This window comes from Endozoicomonas sp. SESOKO3 (genome assembly GCF_024606255.1).
Map to the genome: position 1 here is coordinate 1 of NZ_JAHHPR010000428.1, position 25,233 is coordinate 25,233.

13 protein-coding genes are annotated in these 25,233 nt (G+C 47.7%); 6 read left to right on the forward strand and 7 right to left on the reverse strand.

Annotation, left to right across the window (positions count from 1 at the left end; all coding sequences use genetic code 11):
* Positions 1-540 precede the first annotated feature (540 nt).
* From KDK18_RS07370 to KDK18_RS07380, 3 genes are all read left to right on the forward strand, one after another.
* A complete protein-coding gene (locus tag KDK18_RS07370) occupies positions 541-1,182 on the forward strand; it encodes a recombinase family protein (RefSeq protein WP_257254241.1) in 642 nt (213 codons plus the stop codon).
* Entirely contained in the window at positions 1,179-3,845 is a 2,667-nt protein-coding gene (locus tag KDK18_RS07375; protein WP_257254242.1) for a ubiquitin-like protein, read from the forward strand. The genes KDK18_RS07370 and KDK18_RS07375 overlap by 4 nt, the downstream gene beginning before the upstream one ends.
* Before the next feature lie 348 nt (positions 3,846-4,193).
* Positions 4,194-4,619, forward strand: a complete 426-nt coding sequence (locus tag KDK18_RS07380) for a hypothetical protein (RefSeq protein ID WP_257254243.1) — start codon at positions 4,194-4,196, stop codon at positions 4,617-4,619.
* A gap of 211 nt (positions 4,620-4,830) precedes the next feature.
* Here the strand turns inward: KDK18_RS07380 and KDK18_RS07385 are convergent, their stop codons facing one another.
* Together KDK18_RS07385 and sbcD are read right to left on the reverse strand one after the other, a co-directional pair.
* Positions 4,831-8,496, reverse strand: coding sequence for an AAA family ATPase (locus tag KDK18_RS07385; protein WP_257254244.1), 3,666 nt, complete (start codon positions 8,494-8,496; stop codon positions 4,831-4,833).
* On the reverse strand, positions 8,493-9,737 hold the full coding sequence (gene sbcD / locus KDK18_RS07390; RefSeq protein WP_257254245.1) for an exonuclease subunit SbcD: 1,245 nt from the start codon (positions 9,735-9,737) through the stop codon (positions 8,493-8,495). The genes KDK18_RS07385 and sbcD overlap by 4 nt, the downstream gene beginning before the upstream one ends.
* 204 nt (positions 9,738-9,941) lie before the next feature.
* Here sbcD and nagB point away from each other — a divergent pair, with 204 nt between their 5' ends.
* Complete coding sequence (nagB, locus tag KDK18_RS07395) at positions 9,942-10,742, forward strand: glucosamine-6-phosphate deaminase (protein ID WP_257254246.1); 801 nt, start codon at positions 9,942-9,944, stop codon at positions 10,740-10,742.
* A 478-nt stretch (positions 10,743-11,220) separates the two neighbouring features.
* Positions 11,221-12,009, forward strand: a complete 789-nt coding sequence (locus tag KDK18_RS07400) for a hypothetical protein (protein ID WP_257254248.1) — start codon at positions 11,221-11,223, stop codon at positions 12,007-12,009.
* An 80-nt stretch (positions 12,010-12,089) separates the two neighbouring features.
* Here the strand turns inward: KDK18_RS07400 and pntB are convergent, their stop codons facing one another.
* The 3 genes from pntB to KDK18_RS07415 all read right to left on the reverse strand — a co-directional run bounded on the left by pntB (position 12,090) and on the right by KDK18_RS07415 (position 17,300).
* Positions 12,090-13,490: a Re/Si-specific NAD(P)(+) transhydrogenase subunit beta gene (pntB, locus tag KDK18_RS07405; protein WP_257254249.1), complete on the reverse strand. Its 1,401-nt coding sequence runs from the start codon at positions 13,488-13,490 to the stop codon at positions 12,090-12,092.
* 20 nt (positions 13,491-13,510) lie between these two features.
* On the reverse strand, positions 13,511-15,043 hold the full coding sequence (locus KDK18_RS07410) for a Re/Si-specific NAD(P)(+) transhydrogenase subunit alpha (protein WP_257254250.1): 1,533 nt from the start codon (positions 15,041-15,043) through the stop codon (positions 13,511-13,513).
* 661 nt (positions 15,044-15,704) lie between these two features.
* Entirely contained in the window at positions 15,705-17,300 is a 1,596-nt protein-coding gene (locus KDK18_RS07415; RefSeq protein ID WP_257254251.1) for an isocitrate lyase, read from the reverse strand.
* Positions 17,301-17,991: 691 nt separating this feature from the next.
* Here KDK18_RS07415 and KDK18_RS07420 point away from each other — a divergent pair.
* Entirely contained in the window at positions 17,992-21,072 is a 3,081-nt protein-coding gene (locus KDK18_RS07420) for a DUF4116 domain-containing protein (RefSeq protein WP_257254252.1), read from the forward strand.
* A gap of 104 nt (positions 21,073-21,176) precedes the next feature.
* Here the strand turns inward: KDK18_RS07420 and gorA are convergent, their stop codons facing one another.
* Together gorA and KDK18_RS07430 are read right to left on the reverse strand one after the other, a co-directional pair.
* On the reverse strand, positions 21,177-22,544 hold the full coding sequence (gene gorA / locus KDK18_RS07425; protein WP_257254254.1) for a glutathione-disulfide reductase: 1,368 nt from the start codon (positions 22,542-22,544) through the stop codon (positions 21,177-21,179).
* Between the two features lie 767 nt (positions 22,545-23,311).
* Positions 23,312-24,631 carry a dicarboxylate/amino acid:cation symporter gene (locus tag KDK18_RS07430; protein WP_257254255.1) on the reverse strand — a complete coding sequence of 440 codons (1,320 nt, stop codon included), beginning with the start codon at positions 24,629-24,631 and terminating at the stop codon, positions 23,312-23,314.
* Positions 24,632-25,233: the final 602 nt, after the last annotated feature.

Sequence of the window (25,233 nt, forward strand, 5' to 3'; positions counted from 1 at the left end):
GACGGCGTAGATAAGTCTACATAATTACAGATTATGTTAGATTTTTAGTAGCGGTCTCTGCATCATCAATCACCATCCTGTCACCACTGGCTTACCGACAATCACAGGCAGCACATCCGACCGTCAGCCAAAATCACTTCATCACTCCACTGGATGAATACGCTGTCCGATACTTTCCGCATCAAACCATTACCTTTGCAGAGATCAGGCATTTCAAGAGCATTGAAAACGACGTTATTATCATCACTGATATGAAAAGCCCTGAAAAAACAGCAAAAGATTCTGAAATATCCAAGTATTATGTTGCCATGACAAGAGCACGTGAGCTTTTATGTGCTATTTGGCTATAGCTCGCTGCTGTTGGGCTGCGCCTCCCCTGACACATTTTTCCGCTTAGTTGCAAATAACTCAAAGCCCTTGTCAGCCAATCCACAGAGCATGGCGAAAACCTGAAGTCCATCTTTGACGTCAACCAATCTGCCGTCTATTTTTCAGGCAGTTATTGACTAATACGAACATTGCTGTTTCCTCCCAATTGCCATGAAACTCGGTTATGCCCGTGTCAGTACACGTGACCTGAATCTAACTCCCCAGATCGAAGCCCTTGAAGAAGCTGGATGTAATAGGATTTTTCAGGATGTTGTTTGTGGTGCCAAGTCAGAGCGCCCCGGTCTGGATGAGTTGGTGACTGTATTGACAGGACACCCCAAACTCAGCAATGACCTCAAACGCCCGGTGATGGAAGAGATAGGCACGAGAGCCACCACTTTCACCCTGGACAGCTTTCACAAGCACAAAAAGGATTACATTCAGTGGCTATTCACCCAATGCCTTCAACCAAAGACGAAGCCAGAAAGCATCATCAAACCGGAAGCTGTTGAATACTTGGCAGAAGCACTGGCGACACCACTGCAAATCAACCAGTATCTGAGTTTGGTGCTGACGGAAGGCCTTCATGCCGGAATCAAGCCTGTTACCGAAGAGCGGGTTAAATCAGTACTGGCTTATGACCTGAGTAGCACTGAGGCGCAGCTGGTCCATCAGGGGTATGACGCTCGTATTTTGGCGGATGCTCTGGATATCAAAAGTAAGGAATTAAGAGGATTTATACGGGCTGAGCTTTCCAGTACCCGGCGGGATGAGATTATGAGCGCCATAAAAGGGTTGGGTGTTGTATTATGAATTTTTTTTATGAAACACAAACAAATAACAACGGGGGAAAAATAATAAAGAACTTCACTTGGTCAATTATAGAATGGGGTGTGATATTGTGGGGAGTCTATATCTTTCCAAGCCTGGCTAATGCAGAAAAAGTTACGACACTTGAATGGCTTCCACCTTTGTTGGAAAACCAGGAGTATCAAGTAAAATCCAGCTTAAAAGTTAAATCAATTCAGCCGGGGGCATCATCTTCAGACCAAATTTCGATAACATTATTTGCCGAACCCTATCAACACATTGTTGCGTGTTCAGAAGAGATTAGTATAGACGGTGAAGCCCCTGTTGATATGATGCGATTAGGCCACTTCCCCCCAATAAATACTTTCAGTTTGGTCATTAAGAATCCACAATCATATTTAACACTTAAAAATCCTTGTCTCTGCCCCCCAGCGACTTTAGAGCAATACCCCTACAAGATTGGGCAATATTTGTTTTCTGACCAACCGATAATGGCGGTCAGCCAAAAAAAGAAAAAGAGCAAAAACCACCTTTCTTCTTCCAGTTCAGATCTCATTGGAGGAGTGCTTGAACCAAAATCAGATTTGAATTATTCACCTGACAGCGATGGCGGTTTTTGGTTTGACGATGACTACCGGAAAAAGCGACCGGGTTGGATTCCACAACAAGTCAGTACAGACTGGAGTATGGATATATTGCCTGTCATGAGGTTGGACTGGGATTGGAACAGGATACTGCCGAGCGAGAGAGTAAAAAGCTGGCTCTTTGGAAGCAGGGATGACGAATCAGGTGTTAGATTACTTATTAACATAAATGGTCAGCCTACTGATGACCTGTTTCTCAGCCCCTTGCAATATCAGCAATTATTAAAACATATGAGTAGTACAAGAGAATTGATGTTGTGGCTAAAACCAAGGCTCACTGGTCTTGAGGCATTTATAGATGCACTGCTTGAAATCGGACAGTCGGGAGAATACAGCCTGGCTTTGCAGGGCGTACTTGAAGAGCAGCTTGCATCAATCTTGGAACAACCTCATCAGGATTTAGATTTAAACTTTGAAATAGACGCGTTGCAAAATGCCCTCAACAACCTACTTCCTGAAGCAGCGATTCATCAATTAGGTGGAAGCCAGAGTACTCAATCAAAGCAACCACCATCTGGTGAAGCGTCAGCAAACAGTCAGTCAACCAATTCACAGCCCAGCGCATCAAAAGTGCCAAAGAGTGGTAGTATTCAGAAACAGGGAGCTGGAGCGCCGCAGGGAGAGGATGGAAAGGATCCGTTGGAAGCAGATGCCAGTTTTTCAGAACCTCATCACCATTACTTGCTTAAAGTGGGTAGACGTCATTTTTATTTAGATAAGCTGGATGTTCTCAGGAAAAAAGAGAAAAAAGCTTATAAAACCTGGGTAGAGACGGTTGATGGTGTTGCTGTCCTTTTGACAGATATTGACCGAACTGGCGATACAGACATTCCTCCAGTGTCAGAAATAATTGAAAACCCAACCGTGGTTGATTACCTAAACCGCTATGGCAGTGTATTGTCTTTCAAAGATTATGATCAGCTTAGCAGTGGGGGTTCTTCTTTTCTTTCCGTAATGCTGCAAGAAAAGTGGCAGTATTTGACTCTGCCCATAGTTGCTATGCTACGCAAACGAAAAAAACTGGCTGAGCATATGGTTAAGTATGGTGATTATGAAGATCCATTCGAAACCTGTTATAAAAACAGAGAGCTTGATCAAATAATGGAGTACATGGCGAATTATATTGGAAATTATGATTTTTCTGACGAAGTTTCTGAACGATTAAGAGATCTAAATGCAACAGATAAAATATATATTTTCTGCAGATTCATTAACGGAAACATAATTACACTCTACGTTTCTCCCCATGTAAGACTTGAGTACTTAAAAGAACTTATACACGATAAGGAGGGCACCCCTCCTGATCAAATGAGACTTGTTTTTGGTGGCAACGAATTAGAAGGAGAAACGAACAAAACCCTTTCTGATTATAAGATTTTAAATGAAAGCACTATTCATCTCGTGCTTAGATTCAGTGGCTCAGGAACCATCATTATGCATCACGGAGAAGCGGAAATAAATTCACTGCTTACGCGTTATGAGAGAGGAGAACCCATCAAACAAATACCATTAAGGTTTCTTCACGTATCCTGTCATTCCTACAAACCTAAAAGCCTGTATGGAAATGAACGCTTAGCGGGCATCATGCTTTATTCCGCAGATGGCAAGTTAGATTGGGTAAAAAATGGAGTTCATTGCAAGGCTGGTTACATTATTATTCAAAGGACTCAGGCTATAAAAGGTATCAAGTCATCATTCCCGTCACAAATACATGGAAAGCTTTATAAATCGGTTTTTGGAGAATATCCAGATAGTTCTGTTATTGGTTGTGGTTTTTCTTACAATCCTGATAGTCAGGAGTGGGTATTTAACTCCATAAGCTTGAATATCGTGGACGACGACTATCATGACGGAAGCAAAATATTAACAGAGATAGAAAAAGACCTGCTTATTGATGCAGTAAAAAACTGGTTTTATACAGGCGAACAAAACTTTAACACTATTGAAGATGGAGAGGGGTTTGTCTTACCTGAAGGAGAAAGGTTTTTTTCAAAACATGCCACATGGATTCCTCACAGATAACCCAGTTCCTTCAGCACCATCTTTGAACGAAATTAAGGCTGCAGCCCCGCCTCTTTAGAGTCGGGTAAGTCGAGAGAAGGCAAGACCGGGTTGATAACCTGAGTTTGGTACTGGTATTTCAGCAAGTGAAGAAGCAGGGTCTTCAGGTGTGACTCAAGGGTACTGGATATCTATCGCCCATTGTAGACCAGAAACCAAAGAGAACTCAGAGTAACTGCCGGGTAGATGGATACTATTGACAGAGGAAGGAACTTGGGTTTATAGATCACAGGAAAGGTTATCATTAAACCTGAATTTGCATCAGCCACCCTGGTTGACTGGGTCATTCTTCCTGTTAATGGAAATTCCATGAATAAAATCTTTATGAGAATTCTATTGTTTGCTCTCGTTCTGGCCGGAGCCACTGTCTTGTATCTAAAGTTTAAACCGGTTGAAAAGCCTGTCAGTCCCGCTCCGGAGCTGACCCAACTGTTGGAAAGAGCCCAGCTTCAGTCGGAAGAAATGGCCATGCCAAAAGCAGAGCCCACTAATCTGGCAGACTGGCAGATGCTGATGCAGCAGATAGCTGACGACAACGGCTTACGGATTGGTGTCAGAGAGGGCAATGCCCAGCAGGCTGAAATCTACATCAGGAAAGGCTCGGTGGCGTCCTTTGTGAACGGGTTTGCGGATATGTACGCCAGAGGACTCAGCGTTCAGAGCATACGATTGCTGGAGACCGGAGAGCCAGGGCAGGTTAAGGCTGAAACAGTGAAGCTGCTGTTGAGTCCTTAGCTCTCACCGTACAGTTTTCACTGAGCTGAACCTGGTGACTGATCTGATGCAATCATTGCAGCACCTCCCAGTCATCTAATACTGAGTTCTTCTGGCCGTCGAAAGAGATAACGCTATCTTTCAAGAGTTCTTTCGGATCTTTTAGTGGATCTTCCTGATAAGACCTGATGAACAGTGCCGGTTTCCCTTGAGAAGTAAAGACCAATGTCGTCTACTTGGCCACAGCATAACGCTTGTCCAGAGTACTGTATCCCAACCCAGTCTCTTTCCTCACTTCAATACGCGTAGGAATCCTTTCTTTCAGTGATTCAATATGTGAGATAACGCCTACCATCTTTCCTGAAGCGTTCAGGTTGTCCAGGGCATCCAGCGCTACTTCCAGTGTCTCCTGATCCAGTGTGCCGAAGCCTTCGTCCAGAAAGAGCGAATCAATACTGGTTTTGTGACTGACCAGATCAGACAAGGCCAGTGCCAGTGCCAGACTGACCAGAAAGCTCTCTCCTCCTGAGAGGGTTTTGATATCCCGGGCAGTATCACCCTGCCAGGTATCAATGACTTCCATGCTGAGAGCTTCGCCTGCTTTTCTGTTTAGCTGGTAACGACCATGCAGCCTTTGTAACTGCTGGTTGGCGAGGTAAATGAGGTGGTCGAGGGTCAGTCCCTGGGCAAACTTACGAAACTTGTCGCCTTTTGCCGAACCAATCAGGCTGTTGAGATGTTCCCAGACGGCAAACTGCTGTTTCTGGCGGCTAATTTCATCTACCCAGCCAGACAACTGCTGACGCTTTTTCTGATCTTCAGTGAGTGCCTGTCGGATTTCACCCAGTCGCTGATTGTTCAGGCTCAGCTCTGCGGTCTGTTGTTTCAGGCAAGTCAGAATCTCTTCAGAGGCCTGTTCAGTCAGAGCTTCCTGCAATAGCTTTTCCAACGAGGCAGCCGCGAGTTTGCAACGTTCGGTACTGCGCGCAATGGCCTTGTCCAGAGTGTTTTTCAGTGCTTCCAGTTCTGTACGTTGTTCAGGAGCAAGCAGGGACTGCTCAAACTGTTCGCTGGAATCAAAAGGACTGTCTTCCAGAGTGCTCTGCCAGTGTGCCTCTTTTCCCTCCAGTTCTGACTGATGAGTTGTTTGGTCATTAAGGTGTTGTCGGATAGAGCCGGACAGTTCGCTGACAGCGCGCAACGCTGTCTGCAACCCTTTATCTGCGCTACTAACGCTTTGTTCAGCGGTGACTATAGCCTGTTCGATCCTGCTGCGTTCCTCGCTGACCTTCAGTTCGCCAAACAGTGTGAATCTCATGTCTTTGCGATCAGCCTGCTCTCTTTCGATCTGTTCCAGTTGCCGGTTTAATTGATCAGCCTGTTGTCGGGACTGAAGCAGATTCTGCTCAAGCATCTGTATTTCATGATTAAGCGTTTGCAGTGCCTGTTGTTGCTCCAGACTCTGCTGATGGCATGTTTGCCAGCGATCTTTCAACGCTTTTTGTTCAATGAGCCAACCGTCCTGGTTTTCAAGTGCCGGAAGCGCGGTTTCAAGAGAGTGATGAAGGGCGAGCTCCAACTGGCTCAGTTCTTGTTCCTGCCCTGAGAGCTGCTGAGTCATTGTTCCGACTTGTGCCGAAGCCTGACTCAGCTGTTGTTGCAACAGAGCCAATTGAGACTGTTTCTGATCAAGCTGCTGCTGTTCCCGAGTTGCCGTCTGTTGGGCGCTTTGCAGTTGCTGGTTGATCGTATCCAGCTGTTTGACTCGCTCATTAATGGCTGACAGCTGCTCTCTGGTGTTGTTTAGCCAGGTGTGAACCTGTTCAGTGTCAGAGATATTCAGCTGAATCTGAAATGACTGACAAAGCTTCTGCCACTCTTTCTGCGTTGATGCCTGCCAATCCTGTAATTCCAGAATGCGCTTTTCTGATGTGGTGCACAGCGTTTTGAGTTCTGTTTCCAGCTGCTTTTTCCGGGTTCCCTGCTGCTCCAGTTCTGCCACAAGCTGCTTCTTTTCTTCCTGTCGATAAAAAGTGGAATCGACGTCTACCTGTTGATAACTCTGTACAGCAGGGTGTGTTTTTGAGCCACAGAGTGGACAGGCTTCGCCATCTCTCAGTTGATTACGATGCTCACTAAGGCTGGCAATCGTTTTCTCTTGAAGCAGCAGGGTTTCCAGATCTTTCAGGTGCTGAGTTTCTTTTCTGTATAGTTCCCTTTGCTGAGTCAGTTCTGCCCGAACAGCGGTGAGTTGCCTGCTATTTTCATCCAGTGTCGTTTTTTCTGCACACAGGCTGGTGTGGTTTTCAAGATGCTGCTTAACCAGCGTTTTCAGCTGCTGGCACAGTGGCACTTTTTCCATCATGGCGTGTTGTTGTCGCCTGATTAAAGACTCTTCCTGACCCTGAAGCCAATGCTGGCGTTGAGTCTGCCGTTGCTCCAACCATTGACGGGACCGGGCTAACCTTTCCTCACTGACTTTTTGCTGTTCCAGCAACTGTTCGTGTCGGGTGCTGTCCTTCTCAATCCGGCTATGCTGTTCTTGAAGCGAGTGTCTGAGCTGATGAATCTGTTTGACCAGAGACTTTCTTTGACCAAACTGCGAACGCCAGAGCGGCAGCTGTTCTGCCAGCTTCTCATGTTGAGCATGTTGGGCCAGGTAGTCAGAGGCCTGTTTTAGAGCGTGCTGAAGTTGTTGGCGATTCTGTTGTTGTGTTGAGTACTGCTCTTCCAGACTTTGAAATGTTTTCTGACGTTCTTTCTGTGCTTCAGACAGCTCGGCCTGACTGCGTTGGGCTTCGGCGATTTGAAGATCCAGCGGAATGATCTGATCAGCTATCAACTGCTCGGTTTCTGCTTTCTGCTGTTTGACCTGCTTGAGGTTTTCCTGTGCACTTTTGCTAGCCTGTTCTTTTTCCGTCAGGGTTTCCTTGAGGGTTTGTTCTTTCTCTGACAGATCATCCAACTGTTTCTGACGATGAGCAGCCGCCGCCCTCAGGGTCGATAGCTGATCATAGACGGGCTTTATTTCCAGAGCAGGAATCGATTCGTCCAGTTTTTTCAGGGTTTCACGATGGGCTTCCTGTTGTTCCACATTTTGCAGGTGTAAATGCTCGGACGCTTGCTTTTCTTGCTCAAGCTCTGCTTTTTTTTCCAGCCAGGTATGTTGTCTGTTCAGTTCATCAATCTGGCTCTGTATCCTGCGGCTGGATTCCGTCAGGTCGGTCTGCTCTTTAGCCAGATTTTCCATAACACTGTCGTCCAGCAGCTCAACGCCTTCGGTTCTGGCCTGTAGAAGGTTGAGTGTTTCCTGCTCTGATCGTGCTCGCTCAAACACCCGGCGGGAAATTTCTCCGTAGATATCCGTGCCTGTCAGTTCTTCCAGAAGCCCGGCCCGGTCATTGGCGCTGGCCTGCAGAAAAGCAGCAAAGCCCCCTTGGGCCAACATCATGGACTTGGTGAAACGACCAAAGTCCAGACCGGTGATGTCACTGACGATTTTTAATTTGTCGTTGATGCGGCTGGTCATAATGGCGCCATCCAGTTTCGCCAGCTCCACTTGTGGACTCTGCAACTTACCGTCTGCTTTGCCTCTGGCCCGACGCTGGGACCAGAATGAACGATAGCCCTGTCCCCGAACTTCAAATTCCACTTCCGCCAGAGATTCTGACGTATGACGTGTCATCAACTCGTTATCGTTGGCTGAGACGCTGCTCAGTCGAGGTGTCTGATGATAAAGAGCCAGACAGATGGCATCCAGTAACGTGGTTTTTCCCGCCCCCGTTGGGCCGGTGATGGCAAAAAAGCCGTTGTTGCGGAAGTTATCTTCGGTGAAATCAATTTTCCACTCACCTTTTAGCGAGTTGATGTTTTTCAGACGTAGACTGAGGATTTTCAAACCATTGACTCCTTCTCGTCCTCAGGCTCAGAGGTGTTGCGGTCTTCTTCCGGTTCATCCAGAGTGGCAAGGATTTCATTAAAAGCCTGACTGAGAGTGGCTGCGCGTTGCTCATCAATATCTTCGTCGCCCAGTCGACGGGCAAATACTTCAGAGACATCAAGCTCGTCAAGCGTTTCTTTGCTCTCGCTTCGCAGAGCAGCACGGTTGATTTCGCGCTTTCGACGCACTCTTAATACTTCCAGATTTCTCTCTTCCAGCATGATCTGTATTGGTTTTTGCAGATCGGTGAGGTAGTCATCAGTGCTGACTTCCAATTCCAGCCAGGTGGTCAGTGGGCATTCGTCATCGATCTTTTCCAGCGCATCCTGAATGGTGTCCAAATTGCCTTTGAGGCTTTTGAGGCAACGAAATGTGGGCACTTCCAGCTCTGTGATGTCTGGCGCAGCACCGGACTCAAGGTCAACCAGCACAACTTGTTTGCGGCAGGATGTCTCATCAAAGCTCAGTGGGATGGGAGAGCCTGAGTAGCGAATATGTGCCTGATCCGAGACTTTCTGGGCGCGGTGCAGGTGTCCGAGGGCTATATAGTCAGCCGGAGGGAAAGCACTGGCCGGAAAAGCCGACAAGGTTCCTATATAAATGTCCCGCACCGACTCAGTCATTTGTCCACCCACTGTGGTCAGGTGCCCTGTTGCTATGGTTGGCAGATGTTTATCGGAGGCCAGTTTAAATACTTCCTGATAGTGCCTGGCGATTGCGTTCTGCAGGGCTTGCTGCTTATCGGTATCGCTGTCACCTGCCTGACTTTCCAGAACATCTCTGGGGCGGATAAAAGGTATGGCACACACGACTGCGCCGGGCTCTCCCTGATGGTTCTTTAAAACCACTATCTGGTCCTGCGGGTTTTCTGTAACGCCACCGATCACATGGGTATTCAGGCAGGCCAATAAATCTCTGGACTCATTTAAGGTTGCGACCGAGTCATGGTTGCCTCCGACAATAATCAGCTGCTGGCAGCAGGTTTTCTGGAGGTCGACAATGAAGCGGTTGTAGAGCGTTCGTGCATAGCTGGGAGGTGTTCCGGTATCAAAAATATCACCGGCGATAATAATGGCATCCACAGAATTCTCGTCGACGGTTTTTAGCAACCAGCGGATAAATGCCTGATGTTCAGGCTCTCGGCTCTTGCCCATAAAGTGTTGACCAAGATGCCAGTCAGACGTGTGAAGAATGCGCATGTATTTTGGATTAACCAGAAAGAGGAGCGGATAGTAGAGAATAAGAGAAATTCGTCTCTTTTTCACGAAACATTGATCTGTGAGATAGGCCGGTATGTGCAGGGGTGATAATGTGACCGGTTACATCACGCCGAAAAAAGGGTGACAAATGTTCATCGTCCGGCTAAACAGAATTCTGAAAGTCTGCAACCAGAAGGATAAACTATGCGCTTAATTCCTCTATCCGCTAAACCCGACGTGGGCAAATGGGCCGCCAGGCACATTGCCAGACGGATCAACGAATTCAAGCCAACGGCAGAGAAGCCTTTTGTTCTGGGTCTGCCAACAGGCAGCACACCTTTGGCTACCTACAAGAACCTGATTGAGATGAACCGTGCCGGCGAAGTGAGCTTTAAGCATGTAGTGACCTTTAACATGGATGAATACGTGGGTATCCCCGCCAATCATCCGGAATCTTACCGCACCTTCATGTTCAAGAATTTCTTTGAGCATGTTGACATCCCCCAAGAAAACATCAATCTGCTCAACGGCAATCCTGCAGACCTGGAAGCTGAATGTCAGCGCTATGAGGACAAGATCAAATCTTGTGGTGGCATTGATCTGTTCATGGGTGGAGTCGGTCACGATGGCCATATTGCCTTTAACGAGCCAGGTTCTTCCCTGTCTTCACGCACCCGCATCAAGACCCTGACTGACAAGACCCGTCAGGCCAATTCCCGTTTCTTCGAAAACGACATCGATCAGGTACCCGAACTGGCCCTGACCATTGGCGTGGGCACATTGATGGATGCCCGTGAAGTCATGATTCTGGTCACCGGTGCAGATAAGGCTTATGCCCTCCATGCTGCGGTCGAAGGTTCCGTGAACCATCTGTGGACTATTTCTGCCATGCAGATGCACCCGAAAGCCATGATCGTCTGTGATGAAGAAGCCACCATGGAATTGCGGGTGAAGACCCTGAAATACTTTGCTGAGCTGGAAGCTGAAAATATTCGCGGCCTCTGATTATCAGGCACTCACTGTTGAACGCTCTATCTGAGAAGTGCAGCAGCTTTGTGACAGCTTCTTAAGGATGAAGAGTGTCACCAATTGAAACAGCAGGCTCGCCGGATCAGAACGGATATTCCGATATCAGGAAAGTCATGCCCTTGAGAACAAAAAATGGCGGTGTAAATTTTTTTTCACGGTAAAAAAAAGCAGTTATAGAAATGAGTATCTATAATTGAGCGGTGGTTTAGTCCGGAAACTTCATTAAAGGTCGAGCTTCTTGTTCTGCTGCATTTCGGCCGACGTAACTAGACGTAATTAGTTGTTGGTCGCAAATGAGTCGGCGAGAAGTGGACATGTGACGTTCGTTTATTTTTGTACAGATCAATAAACGGTGACTCCGGTATTGGTGTTATTGTTGAAGCGAACCTAATGCTGGTTAATGCGTCTTGATGATTTTTCAGGGTTATAACATCAGAAGAGGCTTTTTTTAGTTATGAAAGTTTTACTGGTTTTACCCGTTAGTATATTTCTTTCCAGTTTCGCGTCCGCAGCAGATGTGGTATTCAGAGACGAAACGGTGGGGATCGGTTACGGCTTCAGTGCCAAGGCCGATGGCTTTGAATATAGTGCTTTGACGCACTTCAGGAAGGTGAGTGGCTTGTCGGTCACACTGGATGCTGTTGAAAAGTCCGGTGTTTACGTTCCCATTAATACCAATATCAGTCTCCAGAATGTGAATGATGATACTCATCCGACTGATGCCAAGTACCCTCAAGGAAGTGTAGGCTGGTCTCTGGACAGTCCGGATGTGTATAGGCCTACTTATACTTTTACCGTATTTGCGGGTGGTAAATTTTATTATCCCGATGAGCAGTCATACCAGATTTCATTGTCTGTAGATGGCAGGGAATACGGTCCGGTGGTGACAGACCCTCAAAGTAACTGGTCACCTACTTATTTTAATGCAGTGCCCTTCGCGGAGAGTAGCAGACTCACTATAGTTCTGTCGCCACTACCTTTAAGCCCGCTACCAGAATGCTCATCAACTGAAAAAAGCACGGTTTTGCTGTCGGGTGCCTGCAAGCTGTCGGTGTCTGAAAACCCAGTACCTGAGGGAGGCTCAGTACCTGAAAACCCATCGCCAGAGAATCCAGTAGTTGAAAACTCATCGCCAGAGAATCCAGTAGCTGAAAACCCATCGCCAGAGAATCCAGTACCTGAAAACCCAGCACCGGAAAATCCGGTACCAGAAAATCAGCAGCGTCAAGGTGATGAGGCTTAATATACTCTTTCTTGCATGAAGCAAATTTCTAGCAACTGCTTTACCCGGATAGAAGTAAGACTTTTATCCGGGTATTCATGTCAGAACTGTTTAAGAATACCTTCGACGGTGCCGTGGGCGTCTCCGAAAAGCATACGAGAGTTGTCTTTAAAGAAAAGAGGGTTCTGGACGCCAGCATAGCCTGTAGCCATGGATCGTTTGAATACCACTACCCTTTCTGCTTCCCAGACACGAAGTACCGGCATACCCGCAATCGGACTGCCTGGATCTTCTGCCGCTGCCGGGTTTACGGTATCGTTGGCACCAATCACCAGAACGACATCGGTTTCGGTAAAATCGTCGTTGATCTCATCCATCTCTTCAACGATATCGTAAGGCACTTTTGCTTCAGCCAGCAAAACGTTCATATGGCCTGGCAGACGACCCGCAACCGGGTGAATGCCAAAGCGCACCCTGGTGTTCTGAGCCAACAACTTATTGACCAGTTCTCTCAGGGGATGCTGAGCTTGGGCGACGGCCATACCGTATCCGGGAGTGATAATCACACTGGAAGCATTTTTCAGCATTTCAGCGACTTCTTCCACATTGACCTCAGTGTATTCACCTTGCTCCTCACCTTCTGCTACAGAGCCGCCTTCGGTGCCAAAACCACCAAGAATAACGGATATAAAGGATCTGTTCATGGCAGCACACATCAGGTAGGAGAGTATGGCACCTGACGAGCCTACCATGGCACCTGTGATGATCAGCAGATTGTTTCCCAGCATGAAGCCAGTAGCCGCAGCGGCCAGGCCTGAGTAGGCATTCAGCATGGAAACCACTACCGGCATATCTGCACCACCGATACCCATAACCAGAGTGATACCAAAAACAAAGGCCAAACCTGTCATGACAATGAGTGCCAGAATACTGTCCTGCTGTACGTATATGACCCCCATAAGAATGGCCAGAACAATCAGGCCCAGGTTAGTCCAGTGGCCGCCGGGCAGTGATACTGGACGGCTGTTGATGTTGCCATTCAGTTTCAGGCAGGCAACAACCGAACCGCTGAAGGTGATTGCACCAATGATAATGCCAATGAAAATTTCAATGCTGTGAATCAGCTGATCAGCAGGCGACACCAGATTGGCAGCCGCCCTGGCCATTGATTCTGAAGATTCAATGGCGCTTGAAAAGCCGATCAATACCGCCGCCAGACCACCAAAACCATTGAGGATGGCAACCAGCTGTGGCATTTCGGTCATTTCCACTTTCCTGGCCAGGAACAGACCTGTGGCTGTGCCCACAATCATCATAATGGTGATATAAGTGAAGCCTTCGAGGTGCGCATATCCCAAAGTGGCCAGCACGGCGATGACCATACCGATCATGCCATAGAGACTGCCGCTCTTGGCTGACTCCTGACGACTGAGGCCTGCCAGACTCATGACAAACAGCAGTGCTGCTATCAGGTAGGCGGACGATAATAATCCTTGTGACATTCCTGTAACTCCCGCTGCGATTAATTATCTCTGATGAACATCTTGAGCATCCGCTGGGTCACAGCGAAACCACCGACAATATTGATCATCGCCACCAACAGGGCGATGCCCGACAGAGCCAGAATAATATTGTTGTCACTCCCCATTTGCATCAGGGCACCAATAACGATGATGCCGCTGATGGCGTTGGTCACACTCATCAGAGGTGTATGCAGGGCGGAAGTAACATTCCAGATGACGTAGTAGCCAATGATGGACGACAGAACAAATACGGTGAAGTGCTCGAGAAAACTGGCCGGAGCTGAATGGGCAACCCATCCGAAGATGGCCGCACCTGCAGCGATCAGGGCAGGCTTTAACCAAGGGCGCGAAGGCTTATCTTTCTTGACTTCATCAACTTTTGGAGCCGGTTTGGCTACCTGAGCAGCACTGACTTTAACAGGCGGTGGAGGCCAGGTGATACTGCCCTCTTTCACGACGGTGAGACCACGGACTACTTCGTCCTCAAAGTCGATGACCAGGTTGCCGTCTTTCTCAGGTGTCATCAGTTTCAGCATATTTACCAGGTTGGTGCCGTATAACTGGGATGACTGGGTCGGTAGCCGACTGGGTAGATCGGTATAACCGATGACAGTGACACCGTGCCTGATCACAACCTTGTCTTTTTCTGTGCACTCACAGTTACCACCGGTCTGTGCGGCCAGATCGACAATAACACTGCCCGGCTTCATGGCTTTAACCATCTCTTCCAGAATCAGCTTGGGTGCCGGGCGACCCGGAATCAGGGCGGTGGTGATAATGATGTCGACCTCTTTGGCCTGTTCCATGAACAGAGCCATCTCGGCGTCAATAAAGGCCTGACTCATCTCTTTGGCGTAGCCGTCGGAAGAGTCCTGTTCTTCTTCGTAATCGAGCTCCAAGAATTCAGCCCCCATGCTTTCTACCTGCTCCTTAACTTCAGGACGGGTATCGAAAGCGCGGACAATAGCTCCCATGCTGCCAGCAGCACCCAGGGCGGCCAGACCGGCAACACCGGCACCAATAACCATAACTTTGGCAGGTGGGATTTTACCAGCAGCAGTAATCTGGCCATTAAAGAAGCGGCCAAAGTGATGTGAAGCTTCGACAACAGCCCGATAGCCACCAATATTAGCCATAGAGCTGAGGGCGTCCAGTGATTGGGAGCGGGACAGCCGGGGTACGCTGTCTAAAGCCAGCACGTTGATGTTGCGCTCACTGAGCTTGTTCATAAGCTCTTCATTTTGACCGGGCCAGATAAAGCTGGCCAAGGTGGCGCCGTCTTTTAATAGAGATATTTCGTCGTCTGTAGGTGCATTGACTTTCAGGACGATATCGGAACCCCAGACTTCTGAGCGTTCTGCAATTTGAGCGCCAGCCTCTATAAAAGCTGCATCATCAAAGCTGGCTTTAATACCAGCTCCACTCTCAATGATGACGTCATAACCGAGCTTTTGCAGCTTGCCTATCGTATCAGGCGTAGCGGCTACCCGGTTTTCGTTTTCCTGAATCTCTCCAGGGATCCCTATCCGCATATCGGTCACCTAGTGTAGCTATCAAGTGTCGCTATAAAATGTTCTGGCAGACGTGGGCTGCCGACCAGTAGTTGTGCCTTCACCGTCGTTTTTCATCGCATCAGTACAGAGCAAGACGATGGCTCAAAGCTGTCTTTCTTTACGGGAGACGATGCTTGTCAGAACACTGTGTTTTTTTGACCCTGTTTTTCATGGCCTGGGCCTCCCTAATCCGGCTCAATCCGAACTTCATCCCTGAGAGGTACTCGGGTATGAATTCCGATCACGTATAGTATGTGATTTTAAGTGAAAAGGGTAATTAACTACATGAATAGTATGTTTTCCGTTAGCAAAACTTTTCGATTTTCGGCTTTTACGTACTGTCATATCTGTCTCTCTGTATATGTATAAAGATTGTCGTGGATAGCTTTGAAATGGGAGATAATGAAAATTTATTCTTAATAATGAATAAATTCTCTTTTTTAAAGGGGTATTGTGAGTAAAAGTTTGGTAGGTTGTGTTAAGGTTTGATTTCAATGTCCCGTGTCTACGGACATTGCCCGGGATCAGCTGATCCTAAGTCTACTCAATGAATCGGGGCTTTGCTTGGTCAGAATGAGTCAGGGCAGCGAGAAGCTGCCCTGACTGGGTGCGTGAAATTCACGCGGGGGAGGCGAATTCTTTAGCCAAACTGATTCATGGTATTGTCTTCACCGGCCGCTTTCAGTGCAGCATCACCAGAGAAGTATTCTTTGTGGTCATCACCCATGTCTGAGCCAGCCATGTTCTGATGTTTAACACAGGCAATACCCTGACGAATTTCTTTGCGCTGAACGTTAGCTACATACCCCAGCATGCCCTGATCACCAAAGTACTCTTTAGCCAGATTGTCAGTGGACAGCGCGGCGGTGTGGTAAGTTGGCAGAGTAATCAGGTGGTGGAAGATACCTGCTTCACGGGCAGCGTCAGCCTGGAAGGTACGGATCTTCTCATCAGCCGCCTGGGCCAGTTCAGTTGCGTCGTACTCTGCACTCATCAGTTGAGCACGGTCGTAGGCAGAAACGTCTTTACCTTGTTCGCTCCAGGCATCGAATACCTGCTGGCGGAAATTCAGAGTCCAGTTGAAGGACGGTGAATTGTTGTAAACCAGCTTGGCGTTAGGGCAGGTTTCACGAATCTTGTTAACCATCTCGGCGATCTGGCCAACGTGAGGTTTTTCGGTTTCAATCCACAGCAAGTCGGCGCCGTTCTGCAGGGAAGTGATGCAATCCAGAACTACACGCTCAACACCGGTGCCCTGACGGAACTGGAACAGGTTGCTGGGCAGACGCTTGGGACGAACCAGCTTGCCGTTACGGTTAATGATCACGTCACCGTTGTTCATGTTCTCTGGAGTCACTTCTTCAACATCCAGGAAGCTGTTGTACTGGTCACCCAGGTCACCCGGTTGATTGGTTACCGCCAGCTGTTTGGTCAAGCCAGCACCCAGGGAGTCAGTACGGGCAACAATTACCCCGTCATCTACACCCAGCTCCAGGAAGGCGTAGCGAACCGCGCGGATTTTGGCCAGGAAGTCTTCGTGAGGAACGGTTACCTTACCGTCCTGGTGACCACATTGCTTCTCATCGGAAACCTGGTTTTCAATCTGGATACAGCAGGCACCGGCTTCAATCATTTTCTTGGCCAGCAGGTAAGTGGCTTCTTCGTTACCGAAACCAGCGTCGATGTCGGCAATGATAGGCACAATGTGTGTCTGATGGTTGTCGATCTGGCTCTGAAGGTCTGCTTCTTTAGCGGTATCGCCAGCCTTGCGGGCAGAGTCCAGTTCACGGAACAGGCCACCCAGTTCACGGGCGTCAGCCTGACGCAGGAATGTGTATAGTTCTTCAATCAGGCCGGCTACAGACGTTTTCTCATGCATGGACTGGTCAGGCAGAGGACCAAACTCAGAGCGCAGTGCAGCAACCATCCACCCAGACAGGTAAAGGTAGCGACGATCCGTGTTGTTGAAATGTTTTTTGATGGAGATCATTTTCTGCTGACCGATGAATCCATGCCAGCAGCCCAGAGACTGGGTGTACTTAGCTGTGTCAGCGTCGTAAGCCGCCATGTCTTCACGCATGATCCTGGCGGTGTAGCGGGCAATATCCAGACCGGTCTTGAAACGGTTCTGCGCTTTCATGCGAGCAGCGTATTCAGGATTGATCGCTTCCCAGGAAGAGCCCTGAGTAGCTTTGAGTGAAGCAATTGCGTCAATATCGTTCAGGTAGTTTGACATGATCAGTCCTTCCATTTTGCGACGTCATCAGTGTGGTTTGATGATCAGTCTTCATTGTTGGAGTCTTGCCGACCCGGTGACTGCATTCTGTGATTTGTGAACATTTGTGACAATCCTGTTATTTTTATTTTTGTTATTTATTTCGTGAATAGTGGTGTCTTTTATTCGGGCTGAGAAAAGCGTTCACACTGAAGAATATTACTTTGCTGCTTTATTATTATAATAAAAACAAGTGGTTATGTTTATTTTGGGGAAGATTGTTAAATATACGACCATACTTTTATATATACTAAGTATTTCCTTATCTCGCAGTAATTTTCTAATAAAATGCCTTTTTGTGCTTTCATTTGTGATCTTTTGATAATTGATATTTTAGGTCGGGGAGGGGTACTCCTTGAGCAAATTTCAAAAAGTCATTCAATACCTGCTGTTCATAGTAATGCGGCAAAAGTCCCTTTTCTGCACTAATGCTGCCCCACGAAAGGCTGTGCGAGGAAACAAGACTCAAACGAGCTGATGGACAAAAATCGCTTGCAAGGCTGAGCCCCGAGGGCAACTTTGCCACTTACCTGCACGGATTAGGATGGACGTCTGGAACTTTTCACTGATTTTATAATCAAATCCGTAAGATTATGAACATTTCAAAAATAATCATTCATTTATAGCTATTTCTAACAGGGAGTTCAGCAAAATGAATCTTTCAGGGAGCCCATCTTTTCCTCCTGTTGGTCAAAATCCGCAAGATGCCCAGGAGGTTCCTCCCTTCCAAAAGGATCACTCCGGCTACCCAACAGCTCAATCCTGGGGCAAATACCTTGTTAAAGAAGTTTTGCAGGGGCGTGAACAAGACGGCTTACCCGTCAGAAATATGTCTGATCCTTCTGCTGTTACACAATCCCCTATGGAATGGTCTTCTGTACAAGCTTACCCCGCTTCCACACATGACTTACCACAAGGCAATCTTGGTCATGAATTAAAAGAGTTCCTGAAGAGGTTTGCCGTGTGCATGGACAAGCAGAAACCATTGCCGGTCAGCGACTATAAAGCATTTATCAAATACTTCGGGAAGCTACCGCCCGATGCTGACCCTGATCAGCTTGATTCTGAAGATTACCTTCTGAAAATTAAAGAAAATCCTTATTATATAGAGCAGGTACCCCAGGAAAAGTTAACACCCGATTTGTGTGTGCAGGCATGCACGAAATTTCATTATGGGAATTTGCAGTATGTACCTGAAAGGATTAAGACCGATGAATTCTATCGGGCTCTGGCACTTGAGGAATGTGATGCGCTTAGCTATGTGCCTGAGAAGATAAAAAGACAATGGCTGTATGATGGTTTTTTTGACTTGCTGTTTGAAAAATATGATGACGTTATTCAGGACATTCCCCGCGAAGCAAAAACTGATGCCCGTTTTGAAATAGCCTGCAGAAAATCGCCCACTGCGCTGAGCAGTTACCCGAAAAATAAACCTGTTAGTGATCACCTGTTAACCATTGCAATCGAACGCTTCGGGTCCCTGCAGTATTATCCGGACCATAAAAAAACAGCAGAACTTTGTGAATTAGCCTGTCGACGCAATGGGTTAGCATTAAAGTACGTTCCTGAAAAACTGAAAACTGCAGCATTATGCCAAATGGCCGTTGATAATGATGCCGACGCCTTCGAATTCATCCCGGAAGCAGTCAAAACATTCGAAATGTATCTGGCAGCCTCTAAAAGTGGCCGCGTGTGTAAGAAGCTTCCCGAATGTCTAACACAAGCACAACAAACGGAAATATATCGCACTGCCTGTACTTGTGGCATAACAGTATTGGATGATATTCCAGAGCAGTTTATTACTGAAGAATTCCTCAAGTCAGTCTTTACCAACAAGGAACATGTAAACACCCCTCTTGCCTGTGCCGCACACATTAACCTTTCACGATTTGTCGAAGATGATAAAGCGTTTGAGCTGTATTCTTTAGCCCTGAGCCTGTCACCCGATGCGCTGGAGTTTGTGCCCAAATACATAAGAAAGGGGGCAATCCTTCATGAGGCATTAAAACATGATGTGTCGGTATTGAAATATGTTCCCGTGGAAAACCTGAATTTGACTGAGTGCTGCCTGAAAGCATCAGTTACAAAAGAGATGATGGATACAGTGGATGCAAACATAGAAGAATGGCAGATAAGATTAATAAAGCTTAACAAAATGCCTTATGTGCCAACCAACGTTCAGTTGATGTTTTTGTCGAATACGCATTCGACGCTGGAAGAAAAACTCAGGTTAATTGAATCATTAGATGCTCCGGGTTACACCTTCCCGGAACAGGTATTAGCGGCACCACTGGTTTGTCATAAGTCTCCTTTGCAATTCAGGTGTACCAATCTGTTTTTGTTACCTCTGATTTCAACTGCTCACAAGGTCACCGGATTTGCGCTGCCCAAAGCCGCTGATGGTGAGAGCATCAACCGATACATTGCCAGGAATATGCCTTCATCGTTTGGGCTGCATGATATACCTGAAGAACTGTGTCCGGCAAACGACTCAGCAGTCCGGATTGTCGGTGGACGGACAATTCAATGTCTGAAGGTCGGTGGCCAGGCCACATATTTTAAATTCCAGAGAGCCGGGGAACCCCTTGAAACATTGGCCAGGGAGGGGCTGCTTTATCAATTCATCGCTACTACCCCAAGGCTGGCATTCAAGAGCGAGTTGCCAAAGTGCCAGGCTTTTATGCAACTCCCCCTGCGCGAAGGTCTGCGGTGTTTGATTAGCCAGTTTGATGATCGTGTGGAGATGACCGAAAGACACGGCCAGCAGTATATCAATGTCTTTTCCTATACAGCACCTGCCGCCTATGCCCGGTATGCCCATTCGCCAGAAGCAGAAAGTGACTGCCCCCGGGAGCGCCCGGAGCAGGGCATCCTTAAGGCCTGTCACGATGCCGGTTACATGACCAGCATGGGGCTGGTGCCGACCAGTATGCTGCAGTGCCTGCATGATACTGATCGCGGTCGGGGCTGGGTCGCCTTGCATGCGGCCATGAATCTAATGCATGACAATATTCACCCTGGCAAATTAGCGGCGTGGAATACTCTTGCGACCGATAAGATTGATTTTGGGCACTGTGGCATGCGTGACTTGGGTGATTATGAAACCTTTGGCGATATCCAGAACTGTTTACGGCAGAAAGACACCCTCAATCACTGTTATCCGCCCATAGTTTCTCAGCGTGTTGCCCTGGCCAATAGTATTTGTGAGATCATAGTATCGGCGGTTCTGGTGCGGTCACGTTTACGCCAAAGGGATGATGGTTATCACTACAAAAACCCTAAGGCACTTAAGGAAACGGCCACATTTATTGAATCAGCCTGCAATCAATTCCTGTCGGGACTGATGCCTCTGCCTGCCACACTCAATCACCTCCAATCCTTACTGGGTCGGGAAGATCAGGAGTACCGGGAATGGCTTGGCCGGGTAGCGCAGGAGGTGCTCTACTGGACGGCACTACAGCCTTGTGAGTCAGGCTTTGATCAGCTCACCGGGAGTGAATATGACCAGGCCGACTGCTACCTGAATCATGTAAAAAATAATAAACGCCTCAGTGAAACACTCTATCCATATGGTGCTGGCAAGCGTCTAAGCGAGAAAAATTTTTTAAATATGAATGATCAGTTAAATCTTGGAGCCTATAACTCCACATTTCCACTGATTTCGTTAATGAACGGGCTGACCAGAATGTGTACTGGTGTATTGGAGCAGCTGAACCATTCAGGCAGGCGTTGAAATCATGAACCGGGCAACCTGCCTGAACCAGAAATGACCCACAGATTTGACTGACAAGGCATTTTTCAATTTGTCACTTCTTTTCTAACTCTCCAGAAAAAGGATCATCTCATAGTGACGAACTCTTCTGCAGAGGTTGGATGGATAGCCACTGTGTTATCAAAGTCTGCTTTGGTTGCACCCATTTTTAGCGCCACTGCAAAACCCTGCAGCATTTCGTCGGAGCCGTGACCTATGCTGTGAATACCAACAATCTTCTCTTCTTTACCCACGGTAACCAGCTTCATGCGACTTGGCTGACGGTGACTGGTCAGTGCACTGTACATGGCAGTAAAGCCACTGGTGTAAACCTTAACGTTTTCCTCGCCATGACGTTCAATGGCTTCGCTCTCGCTCAGACCCACGGTGCCAATCGTAGGGTGACTGAAGACGACAGTCGCAACATTGTCGTAGTTCAGGTGCTCTTCCGGTTTATTGTTAAAAAGTCTCTCTGACAGACGACGTCCGGCAGCAACCGCAACAGGAGTCAGTTCGATCTTGCCAATGTTGTCGCCTACCGCATAAATACCCGATACATTGGTGTTCTGGAACTTATCCACAGGAATGTAGCCGCGTTCGTTGGTTTCTACGCCTGCTGCTTCCAGATTGATGGAGTGGGTGTGAGGCTTACGACCTGCAGCCCAGATAACGGTATCAACTGTCAGACTGTTACCATTTTCCAGATGAATAGTCAGGCTTCCATCACTTTCTTTGGTGATCTTTTCGGGCACAGAGTGAGTGTGAAGGGTCGGACCTTCAGCTTCCATAATCTCAACCAGAGTATCGGAGAGCATGTCGTCGAAGCTGCGCAGTGGTTTGTGTCTGCGAACCAACAGATGGGTTTCACTACCCAGGGCATGAAGAACACCCGCCAGCTCAACCGCAATATACCCTGCACCCAGAACCGCAACACGCTCAGGGCGCTCGGTGAGTTCAAAAAAGCCATCAGAATCAATGCCGTATTCTGCACCAGGAATCGATGGGATAGCAGGCTCACCACCGGTAGCGATGGTAATGTGATCAGCTGTGAAGAGAACACCGTCCACTTCAACGGTTCTGGCATCCACAAAACGACCGTAACCTTTTATGACGGTGACTTTGTTATTACCCAGTACACGGTCATAGGACTGGTGAATACGGCCTATATAGGCCTCACGGCTTTCGACCAGTTTGCTCCAGCTGAAGTTTTTCAGGATTTCCTCACGGTTCAGGTCAAAGCCGTAATCGGGGCCATAGTGAATGGCATCGGAAATCTGTCCTGCAAACCACATGGCTTTCTTGGGGACGCAGCCAACGTTTACACAGGTACCGCCGAGGTGTTTGGCTTCAATAAGGCCAACTTTTGCGCCGTGCATGGCAGCACGATTGGCAGTACCGATGCCGCCGCTACCGCCACCAATGACCAGGTAGTCAAAATGGTTATCTGTAGTCATGATTTTTCCTGATGAATTTGAAGTGAAGTTAAAAGACACTATATGGGCAATCTCAGGAATTTAAATCTCTGAGGGTCTAACTCTCTGTTGAATGGGGCGCTCTGAGCTTATGAAAGTTTGTAAACGTTACTTCAATATCCCACTGTTACGCGACAACTTCCCAAAGGTAACACATTAAGGTTGTACGAAAGTACCTAAAAACATGTATCTATATGTCGGGTTGTACGTATGCCAAGGGCTGTATCCATTTTTCAAAAAACTGGCACGCCGATTGTATATTTAGGGTCGAAAGCAAGAAAATCTGCCGAAAATAAAAATAATAACGAGGCAGGTGAACCGACAGATAATAACAATAATAAAAGTCGGTGACCGTACAAGCGGATTGGTTTACAGGATGTTTTTTTGTGGTGTAGCAACCAACAGGGAAACCGGAGCTGAGAAGAATTGCAAAAGCAACGCAAGCATCCGGGTATACATGGAAGGATAATAAAGCAATTATCCACACAGCCCGTAAACCAATCCGCTTATTTTTATGTTCAATAGCACTCCGCTGAAACTCTCATTCCTTCGTCATCTTATCTCCGACCGGCAACTGCTATGTACACGTTGCTGCATGCTCTGAATTTCTGACGCCGTAAGCGGGTTTGTTGATTAGGATCATTAGAGCAGTATGACTGGCTGAACTTTGAGGTAAGGATGGGTGCGTCAGGGCGGAGGGAGGAGCGTAGCCGAAAAGCTACGCTCCGTCATGATTAGTCAGTCATCAATCAGACAGTCCGGGCCTGCTGCTCACCGATGTGGTGGAAGTCGATGTTTTCATCGCTTTCACCGGCTTCAAGATCGTTATAAACCTTTAGATCCATCTCGCCTTCGCTCTTGGCAACGATACAGCTTACAACACTGTCGCCTGTTATATTCACAGCGGTACGTACCATGTCCAGCAGTCGATCTACACCCATGATCAGGGCAATACCTTCCAGAGGCAGGCCTACCTGCTGCAGAACCATCGCCAGCATAACCAGACCCACGCCGGGTACACCCGCAGTGCCGACGGAAGCCAGAGTGGCAGTGACAATCACCATCAGATAGTCACCCATACTCAGGTCAATACCAAAGGCCTGGGCGATAAAGACCGTCGCAGCGCCCTGCATGATAGCGGTACCGTCCATGTTGATGGTACTGCCCAGAGGTATAGTGAAAGAGGCAACCTTGTTGCTAACACCCATACGACGGGTTACGCCTTCCAGAGTGACCGGGATAGTGGCGTTACTGGAGGCAGTAGTAAAGGCAAACATGAAGGCATCCTGCATTTTTTTCAGAAAAATGCGTGGACTCAGGCCTGTAGTGATTTTCAGCAGACCACAGTAAGTGATGAACAGCTGCAGAGCCAGAGCCCCCAGAACGACCAGGAAATACTGAATCAGGTTGCCGATAGCACCCAGATCAATTGTGTAGAACAGCTTGGCCAACAGACCCATCACACCGTAGGGTGCCAGGTTCATGATCAAGGTAGTCAGCTTCATCATGACTTCGTTCAGAGCCACAAAAATCTTTACAATAGGCTCAGCGGGCTTACCTGCGGCGGCAATGGCAATCCCGAACAGCAGGGCAAATACGATGATTTGCAGTGTGTTACCGGAGGCCATGGCTTCAATGGGGTTGGCTGGGAACATGCCAATGATGACTTCAGACAACGAAGGTGCGGTAGAAGCGGCATAAGAAGAAGCGCTTTCCAGGTTGGCACCTTCACCCGGGCTGACCAGCAGTGCCAGTCCCATAGCCAGACTGATGGCAATACACGTCGTAAACAGGTAGAAGGCGACTGTTTTACCGCCCAGACGGCCCAGTACTGTGACGTCTTTCAGAGAACAAGTTCCGCATACGATAGAAGTGAATACCAGAGGTACTACAATCATTTTCAGGGCGGTCAGAAAGATTTGACCGATGACGTTAAATACGCCATTTACCAGGTAATGCTCAATAAAAGTATTACCTGTAAACTGACGCATTATCAGGCCCAGAGCCAGACCTGCCACCATGCCGATCAGCACTTTGGCCGTGAGGGACAGTCGAATCCACTGCTTCATATTAATTTCCTATGTTACCAAACATGACCCTCTCGCTATTCGCTTGTCCTTGTGTTGCGAGAGAGAGTTATGCGGGGTGCATGTCAGATCAGACTTTCTTGGATGTGTTATTGCTGAGTAACCCAAGCGATTTCTTGAGGCGCTTATGGAGTTAGTCTGGCCTGCCGGGTTTTTTATGGCAGGGCTGCACTGGTCAAAAGAATTCAACCAGCGTCCCCGATCTCTGAAGCATAAGTTCGTTTGGCATCAAGCGGGTTTGACCTAGATCAATAAAAGGATATATAGCGATAATAGCCTGGCACTTATAACGTTATTTCTTGACTTATGTTGGATGCTTAGTGGATATAACTGCCTTTTTTAAGTTTTATTCATTCACGGTTAACTCTGTTCTGACCGGACTCTGAAAAGGGTGTCCAGCCTTTTAAGCATTTTATCGGTTGGGAGCTGTCAGTCTGCAGTATCGTTCGTGATGGCGGGAAAGTATTGGAGCAATGGAATAAGTAGAGACTTTTTTGCACGTCTTCCGACGTGCAAAAAAGAACTTGCATTTCTAGCAGCCTGTCGGACTTAAGCGTCCGTAGCGAGGATTGCAAGAAATTGAG

Coding starts and splice junctions, on each gene's coding strand:
- KDK18_RS07370 (WP_257254241.1), top strand. CDS start 541: ATGAAACTCGGTTATGCCCGTGTCAGTACACGTGACCTGAATCTAACT.
- KDK18_RS07375 (WP_257254242.1), top strand. CDS start 1,179: ATGAATTTTTTTTATGAAACACAAACAAATAACAACGGGGGAAAAATA.
- KDK18_RS07380 (WP_257254243.1), top strand. CDS start 4,194: ATGAATAAAATCTTTATGAGAATTCTATTGTTTGCTCTCGTTCTGGCC.
- sbcD (WP_257254245.1), bottom strand. CDS start 9,737: ATGCGCATTCTTCACACGTCTGACTGGCATCTTGGTCAACACTTTATG.
- nagB (WP_257254246.1), top strand. CDS start 9,942: ATGCGCTTAATTCCTCTATCCGCTAAACCCGACGTGGGCAAATGGGCC.
- KDK18_RS07400 (WP_257254248.1), top strand. CDS start 11,221: ATGAAAGTTTTACTGGTTTTACCCGTTAGTATATTTCTTTCCAGTTTC.
- pntB (WP_257254249.1), bottom strand. CDS start 13,490: ATGTCACAAGGATTATTATCGTCCGCCTACCTGATAGCAGCACTGCTG.
- KDK18_RS07410 (WP_257254250.1), bottom strand. CDS start 15,043: ATGCGGATAGGGATCCCTGGAGAGATTCAGGAAAACGAAAACCGGGTA.
- KDK18_RS07415 (WP_257254251.1), bottom strand. CDS start 17,300: ATGTCAAACTACCTGAACGATATTGACGCAATTGCTTCACTCAAAGCT.
- KDK18_RS07420 (WP_257254252.1), top strand. CDS start 17,992: ATGAATCTTTCAGGGAGCCCATCTTTTCCTCCTGTTGGTCAAAATCCG.
- gorA (WP_257254254.1), bottom strand. CDS start 22,544: ATGACTACAGATAACCATTTTGACTACCTGGTCATTGGTGGCGGTAGC.
- KDK18_RS07430 (WP_257254255.1), bottom strand. CDS start 24,631: ATGAAGCAGTGGATTCGACTGTCCCTCACGGCCAAAGTGCTGATCGGC.